Source organism: Alcaligenes parafaecalis (assembly GCF_026344135.1).
GTDB classification, from domain to species: domain Bacteria; phylum Pseudomonadota; class Gammaproteobacteria; order Burkholderiales; family Burkholderiaceae_B; genus Alcaligenes; species Alcaligenes parafaecalis.
This window is the reverse complement of sequence record NZ_JAPKNA010000003.1, coordinates 340,907-357,684: the sequence shown is the minus strand read 5'-3', so window position 1 is coordinate 357,684 and position 16,778 is coordinate 340,907. Positions and strand designations below refer to the sequence as shown.

General features: G+C 56.1%; 16 protein-coding genes and 1 tRNA gene. 9 read left to right on the top strand and 8 right to left on the bottom strand.

Translation table 11 applies throughout. The features are described from left to right. Nucleotides 1-2: 2 nt before the first annotated feature. From OSH09_RS12170 to OSH09_RS12150, 5 genes are all read right to left on the bottom strand, one after another. Nucleotides 3-980 carry an ABC transporter permease gene (locus tag OSH09_RS12170; RefSeq protein ID WP_207873590.1) on the bottom strand — a complete coding sequence of 326 codons (978 nt, stop codon included), beginning with the start codon at nucleotides 978-980 and terminating at the stop codon, nucleotides 3-5. Continuing rightward, nucleotides 980-3,169: an ABC transporter substrate-binding protein gene (locus tag OSH09_RS12165; protein ID WP_266121112.1), complete on the bottom strand. Its 2,190-nt coding sequence runs from the start codon at nucleotides 3,167-3,169 to the stop codon at nucleotides 980-982. The genes OSH09_RS12170 and OSH09_RS12165 overlap by 1 nt, the downstream gene beginning before the upstream one ends. Next, nucleotides 3,163-3,735, bottom strand: coding sequence for a thermonuclease family protein (locus tag OSH09_RS12160; protein ID WP_266121111.1), 573 nt, complete (start codon nucleotides 3,733-3,735; stop codon nucleotides 3,163-3,165). Before OSH09_RS12160 ends, OSH09_RS12165 begins: the two co-directional genes overlap by 7 nt. A 103-nt stretch (nucleotides 3,736-3,838) precedes the next feature. Further along, entirely contained in the window at nucleotides 3,839-5,440 is a 1,602-nt protein-coding gene (locus OSH09_RS12155) for an acyl-CoA dehydrogenase family protein (RefSeq protein WP_266121110.1), read from the bottom strand. A 47-nt stretch (nucleotides 5,441-5,487) separates the two neighbouring features. Then, nucleotides 5,488-6,492: a magnesium and cobalt transport protein CorA gene (locus OSH09_RS12150; RefSeq protein ID WP_266121109.1), complete on the bottom strand. Its 1,005-nt coding sequence runs from the start codon at nucleotides 6,490-6,492 to the stop codon at nucleotides 5,488-5,490. Nucleotides 6,493-6,584: 92 nt separating this feature from the next. Here OSH09_RS12150 and OSH09_RS12145 point away from each other — a divergent pair, with 92 nt between their 5' ends. The 7 genes from OSH09_RS12145 (at nucleotide 6,585) to OSH09_RS12115 (ending at nucleotide 11,264) form a co-directional block, all read left to right on the top strand. Beyond that, nucleotides 6,585-6,965: a DUF423 domain-containing protein gene (locus OSH09_RS12145; RefSeq protein WP_222667495.1), complete on the top strand. Its 381-nt coding sequence runs from the start codon at nucleotides 6,585-6,587 to the stop codon at nucleotides 6,963-6,965. 57 nt (nucleotides 6,966-7,022) lie between these two features. After that, nucleotides 7,023-8,060, top strand: a complete 1,038-nt coding sequence (locus tag OSH09_RS12140) for an adenosine deaminase (RefSeq protein ID WP_266121108.1) — start codon at nucleotides 7,023-7,025, stop codon at nucleotides 8,058-8,060. After that, a complete protein-coding gene (locus OSH09_RS12135; protein WP_207873584.1) occupies nucleotides 8,053-8,658 on the top strand; it encodes a DNA-3-methyladenine glycosylase in 606 nt (201 codons plus the stop codon). The genes OSH09_RS12140 and OSH09_RS12135 overlap by 8 nt, the downstream gene beginning before the upstream one ends. Before the next feature lie 71 nt (nucleotides 8,659-8,729). Beyond that, nucleotides 8,730-9,044 (top strand): I78 family peptidase inhibitor, encoded by a 315-nt coding sequence (locus OSH09_RS12130; protein ID WP_207873583.1) that lies wholly within the window; start codon nucleotides 8,730-8,732, stop codon nucleotides 9,042-9,044. 5 nt (nucleotides 9,045-9,049) lie between these two features. Continuing rightward, nucleotides 9,050-9,457 carry a PaaI family thioesterase gene (locus tag OSH09_RS12125; RefSeq protein WP_207873582.1) on the top strand — a complete coding sequence of 136 codons (408 nt, stop codon included), beginning with the start codon at nucleotides 9,050-9,052 and terminating at the stop codon, nucleotides 9,455-9,457. 179 nt (nucleotides 9,458-9,636) lie between these two features. Then, nucleotides 9,637-10,236 carry an NAD(P)H:quinone oxidoreductase gene (gene wrbA / locus OSH09_RS12120; protein WP_207873581.1) on the top strand — a complete coding sequence of 200 codons (600 nt, stop codon included), beginning with the start codon at nucleotides 9,637-9,639 and terminating at the stop codon, nucleotides 10,234-10,236. Between the two features lie 14 nt (nucleotides 10,237-10,250). Further along, entirely contained in the window at nucleotides 10,251-11,264 is a 1,014-nt protein-coding gene (locus tag OSH09_RS12115; protein WP_266121107.1) for a glutathione S-transferase family protein, read from the top strand. On the opposite strand, the gene OSH09_RS12110 is transcribed toward OSH09_RS12115, so the two are convergent. Beyond that, complete coding sequence (locus tag OSH09_RS12110) at nucleotides 11,258-12,427, bottom strand: alpha-hydroxy acid oxidase (RefSeq protein WP_266121106.1); 1,170 nt, start codon at nucleotides 12,425-12,427, stop codon at nucleotides 11,258-11,260. The genes OSH09_RS12115 and OSH09_RS12110 overlap by 7 nt on opposite strands. 290 nt (nucleotides 12,428-12,717) lie before the next feature. Between OSH09_RS12110 and OSH09_RS12105 the strand changes: the two genes are divergently transcribed. Continuing rightward, nucleotides 12,718-12,794, top strand: a tRNA-Arg gene (locus OSH09_RS12105). Nucleotides 12,795-12,990: 196 nt separating this feature from the next. Here OSH09_RS12105 and OSH09_RS12100 read toward each other — a convergent pair. Beyond that, nucleotides 12,991-13,464: a hypothetical protein gene (locus tag OSH09_RS12100; protein WP_266121105.1), complete on the bottom strand. Its 474-nt coding sequence runs from the start codon at nucleotides 13,462-13,464 to the stop codon at nucleotides 12,991-12,993. 156 nt (nucleotides 13,465-13,620) lie between these two features. After that, complete coding sequence (locus OSH09_RS12095) at nucleotides 13,621-15,891, bottom strand: TonB-dependent siderophore receptor (protein ID WP_266121104.1); 2,271 nt, start codon at nucleotides 15,889-15,891, stop codon at nucleotides 13,621-13,623. 116 nt (nucleotides 15,892-16,007) lie between these two features. On the opposite strand from OSH09_RS12095, the gene OSH09_RS12090 reads away from it, so the two are divergent. Then, entirely contained in the window at nucleotides 16,008-16,763 is a 756-nt protein-coding gene (locus OSH09_RS12090; protein ID WP_266121103.1) for a response regulator, read from the top strand. Nucleotides 16,764-16,778: the final 15 nt, after the last annotated feature.

Below are 16,778 nucleotides of genomic sequence, written 5' to 3'. Positions count from 1 at the left end.
GCTCAACTGAAACGAATGCGAGGGTCAACCAGGGTGTAGGAGATATCCGCCAGAATCAAACCGGCGATATAAAGCATCGATCCTAAAAACACCATGGCACGCACAATGGAAAAGTCCTGGGCATTGATGGCATCAATGGTGAAGCTGCCCAGACCCGGAATACCAAAAAAAGACTCGGAAATCAGACTACCCATAAACAGCAAGGGCAAGGCTGACACCGTGCCTGTCAGGATGGGCAAAAGCGCATTGGGCAAGACATGACGGAACAGCACGGTAGATTCCGCCAAACCCTTGGAACGTGCGGTACGCACATAGTCGCGGCTGGCCTCTTCCAGAAACAGGCTGCGGTAAAAACGCGACTCGGCCCCGACTCGGGACAGAATCCCGACCAGTACAGGCAAGACCAGGAAGCGCCAGTTATCCATGCCTTCCACCCAACCTGAAAACGGCACCCAGCGCAGCACCCTCGCAAACATCCACTGCCCGGCAATGATGTAGAACAAACCTGAAATGGACATCAGCACCACGCAGAGCACAACGGCAGAAAAATCCAGCCGTGTTCCCCGGAAGAACACCATCAGCAAGGCAAAGCTGATACACACCCATAAGCCTAAAAAGAAAGTAGGCAGGGCTAGCGCCAGACTAGGCCCCATGCGTTGCTTGATTTGATAGGCAATGTCTTGTCCTTGATCGGACAAGCCAAAGTCCAGGCGCAGCAAGGGGACGGAGCGTTCATAGAAAATCGTATCGGTCAGCGTTTTGGAACCTTCAGCCTGAGCGTTATAAAACAGCGGCTTGTTATAACCACGCTCGGCCTTCCAGTTCTCAATCGCGGTTTGGCTGACGCGCTGTCCACCAATAGACAAACGCGCCATATCGTCGGGCGTATTGACCGCAAAGAACAGCACAAAGGTCAGCAGATTGACCCCGATCAGAATCAGCACGCCGTACAGAATGCGCCGCAGCATATAGGAAAACATCAGTCTTTCTCCTTGCGCAGGGCAACTTGTCGGCGGCGGGCCTGCGCTTGCGAGCGCAACACCCAGAACAGGATCAGCACCAGCAGCACCACCGGAATGGCAGGCCACCACACGGGGCGATTCCAGCGGTCAATCTGCTCCACGCGCTGTTCGGGCTCGATGCGGTAATACTGAATGCCATCCCGCACCATCATGGACGGCTTGGCATTGCGCACCCAGCTTTGGTAGGCACCACCCGCATTGGGCACGTAGCCAAACATCCAGGGAGCATCATGTTGCACCAGACGAATCATCTGTTGGACCACAGCTTCTTTGTCGGGACCATCATTCAGAAAGCGCATTTGCTCGTACAAACGGTCAAACTCGGCGCTTTGATAATTGGCCGCATTCTCTCCGCCAAAGTCTTTTTTGGCTTGTGGGCCGTACAGCAAGGTGAAGAAGTTTTCTGCATCCGGGTAGTCCGCCACCCAACCCCAAAGGAATATCTGTGCTGCGCCACGTTTCATCTTGTCCTGAAAGCGGTTGTAGTCGGTCGCACGCACTTCCAATTGCAAACCCACCTGGGCCAATTGACGGCGCATCCAGTCCACGGTGGCGTCCGAACCCATGCCCATCATGGAGTCGTAATACAGAATCAAAGGTTTGCCGCTGCGGCTGTCTCGCCCATCGGGATAACCGGCCTGGCGCAACAAATCGCGGGCCTCGTCCAGGCTACGGCGTTTCACCACGCCATTGTCTTTGGTGTAGACGTAAGGATTAGCCCCTTGAGGCAGGGGCTGATAACCAGGCACACCAGGCGGCAAGGGGCTATGCGCGGCCTGCCCCTGGTCATTCATAAAGATGGAAACGTACTGCTCCCAATCGAACACAATGCTGATCGCCAGACGCAGCTTGCGATTTTGCTCGGCCTGCTCTGGCGTATCGCCTTTGCCGACAACGGGGTCATGCCAGTTAAAGCCCATATAAAACAATTGCGCTTCAGGAGAGGTGCGTAATTGCAAACCTCGCTCCTGGTACAGATTGGCTTTATCCACCGAGTCCTGTGCGGCGACAGTCATGGCGACCCCATACTCACCCCGCTCCACTTGTGGAATGTCGTAATAGCCTTGCAGGAACTTGCCCATTAAAGGCACACCCTCTTTCTCCAAAGAGAACACCACTTTGTCCAGAAAGGGCATGGGTTTACCGCAGTCGGCCAGTAAACCAGCTTCCTGGTCGCCGGGAGCACCTACGCAGGGATAGGGCTCACCCCGATAGTTAGGGTTGCGACTCAAGACATGGCGGCGGTTGGTCAAGGATTCGGTCAGCATGAATGGGCCAGTGCCCACCGGCCAGCTATCCAGCGTCAGATTGTGCTGCGCCATACGGGGCTGGCTGTAAAACCGCTCTGCTTCCCAGGCCATGGGGGCCGTAAAAGTCATGGCCAACCAATACTTGAATTGCGGATATTTGCCGTTTACCTCGATACGCAACGTGTGCTTATCCAGGGCTCTCACGCCCGGCAAGGAATAAGGACGCAAATCCAGCCATTGCGGACGAGGTTCCTGCTTGTCGATCTGCGCCAGCTCTTCGCTGAACTCCTTGAAACCCCGTATATGCTCGGCCATGACGCCCAGAACGGGTGAAGCCAAACGCGGGCTGGCCAGACGTTTGAAGGCATAAACGTAGTCATGGGCCGTCAATTCCCGCGAACCGGTATAGGCAAAGTCCGTAATGCTGAAAGCATCATTCAAGTCGGGAGCCCGCATGGGGTAATAGCGATACTCCCCTTGTTCGTCCTGCGCAAAGGCCGGATGCGGTTGAAAGGCAATGCCTTGCTTGATGGGAATGTCATAACGACTGACCGCCACCTGCTCACCAGGCGCATCTGCAGGCAGTCGATTGCCGTGTTCGTCCAGATACACCGGATCGTCAACCAGCTCGGCAGCCGCTTTGGGAATCAGGCGATACGGCCGATCCAGGTAGTGGTAACCGTATAAAGGCTCGTAAATCGAATAGGTAAACGGCGTCTCGTCCCCTGAATAGGACAAGGCCGGGTCCAGGTGATTAGGCGAACGGGTCGTAAACGCGCTGTACAGCGTATTTTCCGCTGCACTTTCTTCGTGATAAGGGCTGTTAACAGGCTTGGAGCATGCGGCCAGTGCGGTACATATCAGAGCCAGCCCGATCCGCCGCAAGGGGCTTAGCATTGCCCTTGCTGCCAGCAGTCATAGCGCCATTTCCATGGCGGCACAGGATTGGGTTCGGACCAGATGCCAACGCGGTCCTCTTTGGCTTCGCGCTCCAACCCGTCAATGCGAGGATCGCGCAGGAAACGACCACGCTTTTCCCGGTTCGCCATTGCCATACCGGCACGCACCAGTTTCTGATTAGCGGTTTCGCCATCGTCCAAAGGCACATCGCACACGGCACGGCCATGGCGATCACGCTCGTAGCAAGACAAGGTCAGTTGTTTGCCTGATACCAGATCAGACAGAAAGCGCCGGGAGGCCACCGCAAAGGGTTGACCGGGGCGACGGCTGTCCTTGCTGGTTTCAGGCGCATCAATACTGGCCAGACGCACACGCTGCTGCTTGTTGTCACGGCCCAGAATCGTCAACGTATCGCCATCAGCAACCCGCACCACACGCCCTGTCAGCTCAAAGTCCTGCGCCTGAACAGGCAAGGTCCAGGCAGTTATCACCGCCGTCAGACCTGCACAAACGGCTGCGTGCCGAGTCAAAGAAGAAAAGCCGGACAAGGAAAACACAGTCATGATGCGGACAACACTCCAGGCAGGTAGCGGAAAACAGGGCTAACAAATTATAGATACTGCGCACCGCCTGTCCAGAGCAATGTCCCTAGTAGTCGGGCTCTGATCAGGAGGTTTGCAGGCGGGGCCAGGCACGGTGCAGATACCAGTCACTCTGCTCTACGCCTTCCAGCCCGAATACCGCCGACGGGCCCTGTTGCACACGCTGGGCCATAAACAGATCGGCCACGGCATCGGGGGCCAGTTGGCGCATCAAACAGGCCTGGTACAAGACGGCCAGTTTTTGTGTCCAGACCCGGCCTCCAGCCTGGGATACGGTATCCAGCAAGGCTTGAGCCGCCCGGCCCAGCTCGGCATCGTCTCCACAGCGGGCACGCAAATCAGTCTGCAGGGCCTCGAACACACCCTCCTGGCCTAGCGCACGCTGCACATCCAGACACATGACATTGCCTGAACCTTCCCAGATGGAGTTGACGGGGGCTTCCCGCAAAAGACGCGGCATGGGCCCCTCCTCGATATAGCCATTGCCACCCCAGGTTTCCATGGCCTCGGCACATAGGGCTATGGCGCGACGGCAGACCCAGAATTTGGCAGCGGGGGACAGAATACGCAGCACGGCCTGTGCGACGGGATCATCAACACGCTCCTGCAAATCCACCAGAAACAAAGCCAGATGCGTGGCAGCTTCGCTTTCCAGGCTCATATCCAGCAGGACAGCCTGCATCAAGGGCTGGTCGATCAAGGCTTTGCCAAAACAAACCCGATGCTGGCAGTAATGAAGCGACTGCACCAGGGCCTGCCGCATCAAGGCCGCACTGCCCAGCACGCAATCAATACGAGTTCGGGCGGCCATTCCGGCCAGCAAGGCGATGCCGCGACCGGGCTGCCCCACGCGCCAGGCCAGGGCACCGTCAAAATCAATCTCGGCACTGGCATTGGAGCGATTACCCAGCTTGTCTTTCAGCCTGCGTATATAGCGGCGATTCAAGCCATATTCGGTATAGCGAGGCATCAAGAAGCAGGAAAACTGTTCGTGCTCGCGAGCCAGTACCAGATGCCCGTCAGCCTGCGGCACGGAGAAAAACCATTTATGCCCATAAAGACGAAATGCAGCGCCATCAGGGTGGGCTTCGGTGGTACATCCGCGCAGATCAGAGCCACCCTGCATTTCCGTCATGCCCATGCCCAATAGCACGCTCTGTTTTTGGCTCAACACCTGACTGGACGCGTCGTACTGAGTCTGGTCCAGTTGAGCCGCCCACTCCTGAAAGGGGTCCGCCTGCAATAAAGGAGCGGCGGCGCGCGTCATGGTCAGGGGGCAGAGGGTGCCCGCCTCGATCTGACCGTGCATATAAAAACCGATTGCCCGCTCCAGATGCTGACCGGGCTGCGCCTGATGGGGCCAGATATGCAGGCCCTGCTCCATACCCAGACTCATCAAGTGGTGCCAGGAGGGATGAAAATCCACCTGATCAATATGCTGACCTTGCGCCGACCAGCCACGCCATTGCGGTGGCTGTCGATTCGCCAAGGCCCCTTGTTCGCGCCAGTATGCCGAACCCAGCTTGCGACCATAATCGGCCAGACCCGCCTGGGCCTTAGTGGACGCCAGCTTTCTGTACCAGATCTGTAAAACCGGGTCTTCGACAAACAGATCGTCGTCAATCAAATCCGGCACCTGATTCTGTAACTGCTGTTTCAGATCCATCACGCCTCCTTGATAGTGGCCCCGGCTCGGCCTATTGCTGTCCTACGTCAGAGCCATTTGGCCTTCTTGAATTTCCAGTATAAAAAGCCGCAAACGCTCCCCATCAGGCCCAGGGCCAGGGGGTAGCCCATCGTCCACTCCAACTCGGGCATGAACTTGAAGTTCATGCCGTAAATCCCCGCCACCGCTGTCGGCACAGCCAAAATAGCGGCCCAGGCAGCCAGCTTGCGGGTGGTGTCAGTTTGCTGCATCTGCCCTATCATCAAGCCACCTTCAAACGCGAAAGCCAGAGCCTGACGCAAGCTGTTGATGAATTCGGAGGTACGGGCAATGCGGTCTGACACTTCACCAAAATAGGCACGGCTTTCAGCATCCACATAGGCCAGTTCCACCCGCGACAAACGGCGGCTTAACTCTGACAACGGCGACACAGCGTTATACACACGCAGCAAATCGCGTCGCAATCGATAGATGCGCCGAACATCGTTCTCTTTGAAACCACGGATCAAGAACTGCTGCTCAATCGCTTCTACCGCTTTTTCTGTCTGCTCCAAACAAGTCTGATACTGGTCCACAATCAGATCCAGTAATTCGGAGGCTACAAAATCGCTGCCGCGCGCCAACAATTCAGGAGTACTTTCCAGACGGGCACGCAGTTGTAAATAATTACTGTTGGAGCCACGGCGCACAGTCAACAGTAAGCCGTGCGCAATCAGGATCTGGGTCGTACCAAAAACAGGGCGCAACTCTTTCAGCCCCAAGGTTATCGCCACCACGATCAGACAATTGCTGAACTCCAGCAACTTGGGACGACGATGCGGTGCAATCAATTCCTCGATCGCATTTTCCGGCAGGCCTAACTGCCCACCAATCTCGCGCAAACTTGCCTCGCCAGGATCTTTCAGGCCAATCCAGATAAAACCGTCCTGCGCAGGGTTATGACTGGGTAAATGGTGAACATCCAAAGCCTGGGCAGGCTGGCCAGCCTGATAGCGATACGCGGCCACCACTACATCCTGTGCATCTGGGGTGACCGGAGCTATTTCTTCCATGCTGTCTCCTTGCAGACAAAGCAGATTTTTTTGTTCGATAATAGCACTGGCCTCCTTCCGCGCCGCCACTGCGGAGACTTGCAAGGAAAGACATGAATTCACGATCCATCCTGTGCCTGGGCGCACTGATTCTGGCTCTGGGCGTAGGCCTGGGTGCTTTTGGTGCCCACGCGCTACGCTCCATGGTTGATGCGTCTGCACTGGCCACCTGGCATACCGCCGTGTTGTATCAGTTGCTGCATGGCCTGGGCCTGCTATTGATCGTCGCCCTGAGCTCTCAATTGAATTCCGCCTGGCAATCCCGCAGCGCCATTCTGATGCTGGCTGGCGTTCTGATTTTCAGCGGAAGTTTGTACATTCTGGTGCTAAGCGGCGTCAAATGGCTAGGTGCGATTACCCCCATCGGCGGGGTAGCCATGATTCTGGCCTGGCTCTTTCTGGCAATAGGCGCATTGCGCGGCAAGGACGCCTGACCCAAGGCGCCCGCCTCCGTATAATGGGGCGCATATGCTGGCTACCAGGAGCGCCCCGTGTCTGATTCCGCTTTTTCCTTACGCGAATTTACCCGCCAACTGCCCAAGGCCGAACTGCACCTTCATATAGAAGGCACGCTGGAACCGGACTTGATTTTCAAGCTGGCCCAGCGCAATCACATTACGCTGTCCTATCCCGACCAGGCCAGCCTGCACGCCGCCTACCAATTTACCGACCTGCAATCCTTTCTGGATCTGTACTACGCCGGGGCCGGTGTGCTGATTACCGAGCAGGATTTCTTTGACATGACCTGGGCCTACTTTCTGCGCGCCCAGGCCGATGGCATTGTCCATACTGAAATCATGTTTGACCCGCAAACCCACACGGCACGCGGGATTGCCATGGAAACCGTGTTCGCCGGGATCGCCCGTGCCGCCCGCCAGGCCAAGTCCGAGCTGGGGATCAGCAGTTATCTGATCTTGAGCTTCCTGCGCCACCTGAGCGAAGCCGACGCTTTTGCCACCCTGGAAGCCGCCCTGCCCTTACGCAATCAGTATTCCGACCTGTGGATTGCGATTGGCCTGGATTCCTCGGAAAAGGGCAATCCTCCCGCCAAGTTTGAAAAAGTCTATGCTCGCTGCCGTGAGCTGGACTTCCGACTGGTCGCCCACGCCGGTGAAGAAGGCCCGGCCAGCTATGTGCGGGACGCCCTTCAACTTTTGAAAGTAGAGCGTATCGACCACGGCGTACGCAGCCAGGACGACCCGGCCCTGATGCAATATTTGATCGACCACGCCATTTCCCTGACAGTCTGTCCTCTGTCCAATATCAAGCTCAAGGTCTTTGACAGTCTGCACCAGCATAATCTGAAGCACTTGCTGGATCGCGGCCTGAACGTGTGTGTGAACTCGGACGACCCGGCTTATTTTGGTGGTTATCTGCTGGACAACTATATGCAAACCGCCCAGGCCCTGAATTTGCAGGAAGCCGATTTGCGTACTCTGGCAGCCAATAGCCTGCGCTCCTCCTTTTTGCCCAAGGAGCAAAAACAGGCCTGGTTGAACAAGTTGGAGCGGATTCCCGGAAATGACTGAGTCTGCGCTCTACCTGCCACGGACGTTCTTTGCCCGCGATCCGCGTTACGTCGCCTTGGAGTTGCTGGGCAAAACCCTGGTTGTGAATGACGAACGCGGCCAGCGCTGCGCCACCATTGTCGAAACAGAAGCCTATCTGGGGCCGGAAGATCAGGCCGCCCACAGCCGCCGCGGCATTACCGAGCGCACCCGACTGATGTTTGGCCCGGCAGGCTATGCCTATGTCTATCTGATTTATGGCCTGCACCACTGCATGAATATGGTCAGCGGTGTGGAAGGCGACGGCACGGCGGTGCTCTTGCGTGCAGCCCAGTGGGTTTCGCCAGAAGGCGGCCCTTCTTTGTCAGGCCCAGGCCGTCTGTGCAAGGGGCTGGGAATCGACAAAAGCTATAACGGGGCCGATGCTTGCGTCCCCACCTTGCATTGGCTGGACGCACCCGCCCTGCCACTGGATCAAATCCAGATTGGTCCACGCATCGGTGTGGACTATGCAGGAGCCTGGGCCAAGGCCCCCTTGCGCTATTGCATTGCCCAACATCCGGCGGTCTCGGCCAAAACCGGCAAAGCAGCCGCAAAAAGTGCCTTGAACAAGCCTTAAACGCCCCGCCTAGAACAGGTATTATTAATCCTTCAAGCTGAATGCTTCCTAGCTGCTTTTAAGGATTTCTCATGCGACTCTCCGTACTACTCAGCGTCCTTCCCGCCGTTTTGCTGGCCGCTTGCACCGCCACAGGCAATAGCGCCCAAACTGGCTCGACATCTTCGTTCAGCAATTCCTCTGGCGGCGTGTGCAATGCGGACGCCCTGAACCCAGTCGGGCAGACCGCCAGCCAAAGCCAGGTCGAGCGTCTGGTGAAACAAGCCGGTGCCGCCCAAGCCCGCATACTGGCTCCAGATCGCATGTACACCACCGACTACGATCCCACCCGCCTGAGCATTCGGATCGATGAACAAAACCGGATTACCTCGATTTACTGCGGCTGATAGACATGACCCAAGAACAAGCTCAGCACCTGCTCGACACGCTTTTCGCCCCCTGGGTACAAGCCCTGAAGCTGCGCGTAGAGCGTATTGCCGAGGACGGTGTGGTTTTGCGACTACCCTTTTCTGAGCAGCTTACCCATGTAGCGGGTGTGGTTTGCGGCCAGGTCTATATGGCAGCGGCCGATACCGCCATGGTGCTGGCTGTCAGCCAAAGTCTGGGCGAGTTCCGCCCCATGACCACCGTATCGCTGAATACCAGCTTTGTGCGCCCGGTCAGCCAGGGCGATGTGCTGGTCCATGCCCAGGTTCTGAAACGTGGCAAAAGCATGGTGTTCGGTGATATCAAGCTATTGGACGAACAAGACCGTCTGGCGGCCCACGCCACCACGACCTACGCCCTGCTTCCCGCTTGATTCTGCCTGCCGTGGCCTTGCCCACGGCAAGACAGACTCTGACACAAAACAAATCGCCCAACGGTTTGTCATAGCGGGCTTGGCCCGACTATGATCGTTTTAGCAAGCGCGCCCAGGCCAGGTCCTGAGGCCGCTGCCCCGTTCGATTCCTTGTTGATCGCTTTTCTGGAGAAGTTCAAATGGCAAAAGTCCTGGTTCTCTATTACTCCGCCTACGGCCACGTCGAAAAAATGGCTCAAGCGGTTGCCGAAGGCGCGCAAAGCGCTGGCGCGACGGTGGACATCAAGCGTGTCCCTGAACTGGTCCCGGAAGCGGTGGCCCAGAAAGCGAACTTCAAGCTGGATCAAGCCGCCCCCGTCGCCACTATTGCCGACCTGGAAAACTACGACGCCATTATTGTGGGCACCGGCACCCGGTTTGGGCGCATCAGCTCGCAAATGGCCAGCTTCCTGGATCAGGCCGGTGGCCTGTGGGCGCGCGGCGCACTCAATGGCAAAGTGGGTGGGGCCTTTACCTCTACCGCTACCCAACACGGCGGGCAGGAGCTGACGCTGCTGTCCATTATTCATAACTTGATGCACTTTGGCCTGATCGTGGTGGGCCTGCCCTACAGCTTTGCAGGCCAGACCCTGCTCACTGAAGTCACTGGCGGCAGCCCTTACGGTGCGTCCACCATTGCCGGGGGCGACGGTTCACGTCAACCCAGCCAGAACGAGCTGGACGGTGCCCGCTTCCAGGGCCGTCATATCGCTGAAATTGCAATCAAGCTGAAAGGCTAAAACGGAGTACACAGATGGGCATGATGATAGATGGACAATGGCATAGCAAAGAGCCTGTCAGTAGCACAACGTCCGATACGTTTCAACGTGCCCAGTCTGCCTTCCGGGACTGGATTACCGCCGATGGCGGCCCCGGTCCCGATGGTCAGGCAGCCCAGCCCGCCCAGGCCAATCGCTATCACCTGTATGTCTCGCTAGCCTGCCCCTGGGCGCATCGCACCTTGATCATGCGCGAATTGAAAGGGCTGCAAAAACTGATTTCGGTATCGGTGGTCAATCCCATCATGGGCGAGCAAGGCTGGACCTTTGAACCGGCAGAGGGCGTGGTGCCTGACCCGGTGATGGACGCCCAGTTTCTGTATCAGCTCTACGCCAAGGCTGACCCGCAATTTACAGGCCGGATTACGGTTCCTGTGCTATGGGACAAGCTGCGCGGCACGATTATCAATAATGAGTCTGCCGAAATCATCCGTATTTTCAATACGGCGTTTGACAGCCTGGGAGCGCGTGAACTGGATATGGCTCCAGCCGACTTGCTGGCGCAAATTGACCAGATCAACGCCCATGTCTATGACACCGTCAATAACGGTGTGTATAAAGCCGGTTTTGCCCGCTCACAAGCGGCTTATGACACGGCAGTTCACGCTCTGTTCGACAGCCTGGATGGTTTGGAAGCACGGCTGGCCCAACAGCGTTACCTGACCGGTACACGTCTGACAGAAGCCGACTGGCGTCTGTTCACCACCCTGATTCGTTTTGATCCGGTCTATGTCGGCCATTTCAAATGCAATCTGCGCCGTCTGATGGACTACCCGAATCTGTGGAACTACATGCTGGAGCTGTACCAGATGCCCGGTGTGGCCGATACGGTCAGCCTGGATCATATCAAGACTCACTACTACAGCAGCCACCGTCATCTGAACCCGAGCGGGATTGTGCCTGCTGGCCCTGTACTGGATTTGAATGGGCCCCACGGACGCGGTCATTTGCCGGTCCAGCCAGGGCCTTTGCATACCGGTCTTCAATAACCGGGGCGGTCGAAAATATCAGGATTCAACAGGATAGAGCGATCTACCTGATTGATATCGGTACGGCCGCAAAAGGCCATCGACACGTCCAGTTCATTAGCCATCAACTTCAGCAGGCGAGCCACGCCCGCCTGCCCTGCTGTACCCAAGGCGTACAAGAAAGCACGACCAATCATGGCGCCCTGCGCACCCAAGGCACGGGCACGTAATACATCCTGACCGCTACGAACACCGCCATCTACCAGCACTTCAATTTTGTCGCCCACAGCTTTGCCGATTGCAGGCAAGCAAGAGATTGAAGAAGGTGCGCCATCCAACTGACGGCCACCGTGGTTGGACACAATCAGGGCATCCGCCCCGCTATCGACGGCGTAACGGGCATCGTCTGCATCCATAATGCCTTTCACAATCAGCTTGCCGCCCCAGGCATTCTTGATCCACTCAATGTCTTTCCAGTTCAAGGTCGGGTCGAACTGCTCGGCCGTCCAGGTCGACAAGGAGCGCAGATCCGACACACCCTTGGCGTGACCGACGATATTGCCAAAGCTGCGACGGTGCGTGCCTAACATCTTGCGGCACCAGTAGGGCTTGGTCGCCAGATTCAGCAGATTAGGAATGGTCAGACGTGGAGGCGTAGTCAGCCCGTTTTTAATATCCTTGTGACGCTGACCCAGCACTTGCAAATCCAGAGTCAGCACCAGAGCCGAGCAGTTAGCGGCTTTGGCCCGTGCAATCAGGTTTTCGATAAAGCTGCGATCCCGCATCACATAGAGCTGAAACCAGAACGGGGCGCGAGTGGCCTGGGCCACGTCTTCCAGCGAGCACACGCTCATGGTGGACAAGGTGAAAGGAATACCAAAATCCCGAGCCGCCATCGCCGCCAGCATTTCACCGTCGGCGTGCTGCATGCCGGTCAAACCGGTAGGAGCAATGGCCATAGGCATGGCAACATCCTGGCCCAGCAGCTTGGTCCTTAAGCTGCGGTGATCAATATCGACGGCTACGCGCTGTTTGAATTTCAGCTTGTGAAAATCCTGCTCGTTCGCATGGTAAGTGCCCTGCGTCCAGGAGCCGGAGTCGGCATAGTCATAAAACATCTTGGGCACGCGGCGTTTAGCCGCCAGGCGGAAATCTTCAGTGCAGGTAATTTTCGATAGATCCATTACATTGGGCTCCAAAACAATGGCGTAATAATGCGACTTTGTTCCCTGTGGGGCAAGTCATCCCGCATGGACTGTTTGAGGATTCGGCTTTGCACCCGCATTATCGGCCTATGATTCCAGCCTCTGAAAGCCGCCACAACGATAGTCGTACCATCTGCTGAGGAGCCTGGTTCCGGATGCCTGCTGCCCTTCTTGCTCCCGACAAAAGCCATAAAAAAGACTATTTGCGTAAAAATCTTGGATATTGTGGTGACAAGTAAAAATAGCCGTGCTATATTTCTACTTCTTTAGCGGCTGTAGCTCAGTTGGATAGAGTACTTGGCTACGAACCAAGGGGTCGTGGGTTCGAATCCTGCCAGCCGCGCCATATTCAGTAAAAAAGCCATTTCTTCGGAAATGGCTTTTTGCTTTCTACTCTCGGACAACAGACAGAAACAAGACCCACTACCCTGTCAGGTACCGCCCAAGCCCCACCCACAATAACAATACGAGCAGGCTTGAACAAAGAAACAGAATAAGCAGTAGTAGCCCTTTAGGTAGTCAGGAACTACTCCTGCACGGCCTTATCGCCTTTCTGACAACTCAAGACCCTCACCGTCCCCAAAGCCATCGTGCACCCATGCCGTCACGGGAACGGCATAGCTCCATCCACCCGCTTTCCACCAGCATTCTGCAAACCACGCTTTAGTGGTGTTAGCCGCGATGCTCAGGCCATCAAAGTCTTCGTCCAGAAAATAGTCTTCGTGGAAGGCATCCATCTTGTCCAAGCCCAGAGACAGCTCCATGGCTCTACCGGGAAAAATGGAAGGGTCGCTGCTATCAACTTTATTATTTTCGCCGCTGTAGTAAATCCACGCCGACGGGATTTCCAGGCCATCCTCACCAAAGAAGATTTGCACCTCGGCATCCACCACACTGTCCGGCACAGGCAAAGTGAACAAGGTACGTAGCTCGGTGATGAAATGCGTTGAAGCTCGTTCCAGGCAGCGCTTATAGCGTAACTGAAACTGTGCTGGACTTAACCCGAATGGAACCATGCCTATCACTCCTGATGCGGACAAATTGCGGCTAATCGACATATCGCAACCGCATCATAACTCTGGACTTTGGCACACTTGCCACGAAAATTCCTGCTTAGGCAAAAGCGGCGCTACTTGGTAGCGCCGCTTTTCTACCGTCCCAACTAAGCGTCCTTAGAAGCGGGCTTGTACATTCACCATGAGGTTACGCGGCTCACCATAAATCAGGCCGTTATAGAAACCGAACTGTCGATAGTATTCCTTATCAAACAGATTATTGACGCGTGCGGTCACGCTCAGGTTTTTGCTTACATCGTAACGAGCCATCACGTGGGCCAGCATATAGCCGGACTGACGGATCGGGCTGTTATCAAAACCCCCACCCGCTAATGGACGACCCGGCATAGGCGTAGACGTGGTGGAGCTGTCGTAGCTGATGCTGGTTCCCAAGGTCAGCTTGTCGGCCAGAATATCCGGGCGATAAGTCGTGCTGACACGGAAGCTGTGACGCGGGTCCTGGCGTGGGCTGCTATTGGGGCTGGAATCGACCACATTCATATAGGTATAGCCTGCATACACGTTCCAGCGGTTCGTCAGCGCCCCCGCCAACTGCAGATCCACACCTGTAGATTTGATACCCGTCGCATTCGCCACATACGCCTGATCGCCTGTATCCAATACGGTGCGATCATCATCGGCCTTGGCGACGTTAGTTTGCTTGGCATGGAACACGGCCACGGTGCTGGACAAACGATCATCCAGCCAACTGCTCTTGATACCCGCCTCGTAGCTGGCACCCGTGATTGGCTTGATGATATTACCCGCCACATCACGCTGGCTTTGCGGTTTGAACACGTCGGTGTAGCTGGTGTAGAGCGTGTGATTCGGCGTGACATCAAAGGTCAGGCCCACATAGGGTGTCCATACCTTCTTGTCCAGTTCGGAGCGACGTGCGCTTTTGACATTGTTCTGGTCGTAATCGTAGGCATAGGTTTTGTAAAAGCTATACCGCGAGCCCAGAATGACTTTCAGATTGTCAGCCAGCTCCAGACGGGTGGCGATATACGGGCCGTAGTTCGTGGTGCGAGTCACACCGCGCGCATCGGTACGGAAGGTTTGCGGTGCGCCATACTCATTGCCATTCCAGCTTTGCCAGTTGGTAGGCAGATCCAGACGGTACTGACACCCACGCGCAGGCACATGGCCATCAATATTGCAGTTTCCGAGTGCGCCGCTGAACTGATAGGAAGTCTCCTCCGAACGCTGGCCATTAAAGCCCAGAATCAGCTCATGCTCACGGCCCAGCAATTTGAATGGCCCCGTGACATTAAGTGAGAAGGCATGCTGATTGCCCTCGCTCTCTGAATGCAGGCTATTCAAGTACGCCAAGCCGGTTTCTTTATTAAAAAAGCCCCAACGCGAACCGGCACTATTGGCTTTCAGCACCCCGAAGTTATTGATGCTTTCCAGGTCGCTATAACTGTAGTTGGCATCGGCATGCCAGCCACCGCCCAGGTTCTGCTCCAGGTTTGCAAACCAGGTGTGATTCTTGCGCTGGGTATAGCTCCAGTCTGCAACCGGGTGATAGCTGCGATCAAAATCCGTACGGGTGCCGTCCGAGAACCAGATAGGTACGTTCGTGCCCCAGGATGTGCCCTTGTGCTTTTTATAGGTGTACTCGTAACCCGCCGTCACGCTGGTATCGGGCGAGAAATCGTAGGTCATGGTGGCCAGCAGGCCAAAGCTCCTGGGGTTTTCATTGTCACGGAAGGTATGGCTGTCATCCCCGCTGAGCACCAGCCGCGCCCGCAAATCCCCATCTTGAGTCAGGGGGGTATTGATATCCCCCATCAGGCGTCGTTTGCGCCAGCTACCCAGCTCGACATTGCCTTGCAAGCCAAACTCCCGGTACGCTTTTTTACGTGACAGAGAAATGCTGGCCGACGGATCACCCGTGCCACCCAGCAAGCCATTGGCCCCACGCAAGACGCTGACGTCTTCGTACAGGTCCATATTCACCGCCCCGCCTATTCCGGAAAAGCCCGACTCGCCATTGAACTCCAGGCCATCAATCTTGTAGTTATTGATGTTGAAGCCACGCGCCCTATAGGTTGTACGCGAACCAATATCCACCTCATTGACGCTAATGCCGGAAACCGAGGTCAAGGCATCATCCAGGGACTGAATGTTTTGATCCTCCATCTGCTGGCGCGTGATGTTGGTAATGGCCTGCGGCGTATCTTTTTCTTCCATGCGCAGCCCGGTCGAGCTTTTGCTGTAAATCTTCTGATAGCTGTCTTCGGGCTCTGCCTGCTCGTGACCCTTGACCGTAATGGGTTTGAGCATGGCGGGTGCGTCTTGCGCCCAGGCAGCCTGCCCGCTCAGGGCAAGAAGGATCAAGGCGGCAAGAGGCTTGAGGGGTGGACGGGATGAAGGGAACGGCAAAACATGACTCCTGTTTAATAATGAGAACAATTCTTGTTCGCCGTAAGATTAGCGTGTATGGTTTCAGGCGATGTTTCGCCTTATGTCCCCGCCCAATCGCAATGTAATGGTATGTAATGACAGGATTAAGCAGCCCCCAACGCCGTGTATTAATCGTCGAAGATGATGTAGAACTGGCCGAGCTGATTGCTCAGGAATTGAGCTTTGGCGGCTTCAAAACGCATATTGCCGAAGGTGGCCAGCAAGCCTTTGAACTACTCAAGCGCTATCCAGTTTCCCTGGTGCTGCTGGACCTGATGCTGCCCGGCGAAGATGGCCTGGAGCTCTGCAAGCAATTGCGCGCTATCGACAATCCTCCGGCCATCATCATGGTGACGGCGCGCAACGAACTGGCCGACAAGGTGGCGGGGCTGGAGTTGGGTGCAGATGACTACGTGGTCAAACCTTTTGAATCGCGGGAACTGCTGGCACGCTGCAAAGCGGTTATCCGACGCCATGCAGCCCCACCAAGCCAGCAGGACACGGTGACAGAGGACACCCCGCCCTCGCGCTATCACTTCCTGGATTGGCAACTGGACCTGAATGCACGTCAGTTGTATTCCCCTCAGGGCGTCACGATCTCCCTGCCTAACTCGGACTTTCATGTGCTGATGGCCTTGCTGGAATCGCCCAACAAGGTTCTATCGCGGGCTTTGCTCTTACGCCGTGCTTTCGGCCGCAACCTGACCTATGAAGACCGGGCCATTGATGTGTGCATCAGCCGCATTCGCCATTACATAGAAAAAGATCGCTCCAAGCCGGAGATTGTGCGCACGGTGCGTAACGAGGGCTACATCCTGTACATAGATCCCCAGTCCCTGCACGCCGAATAAACAATGGGTTTGTCT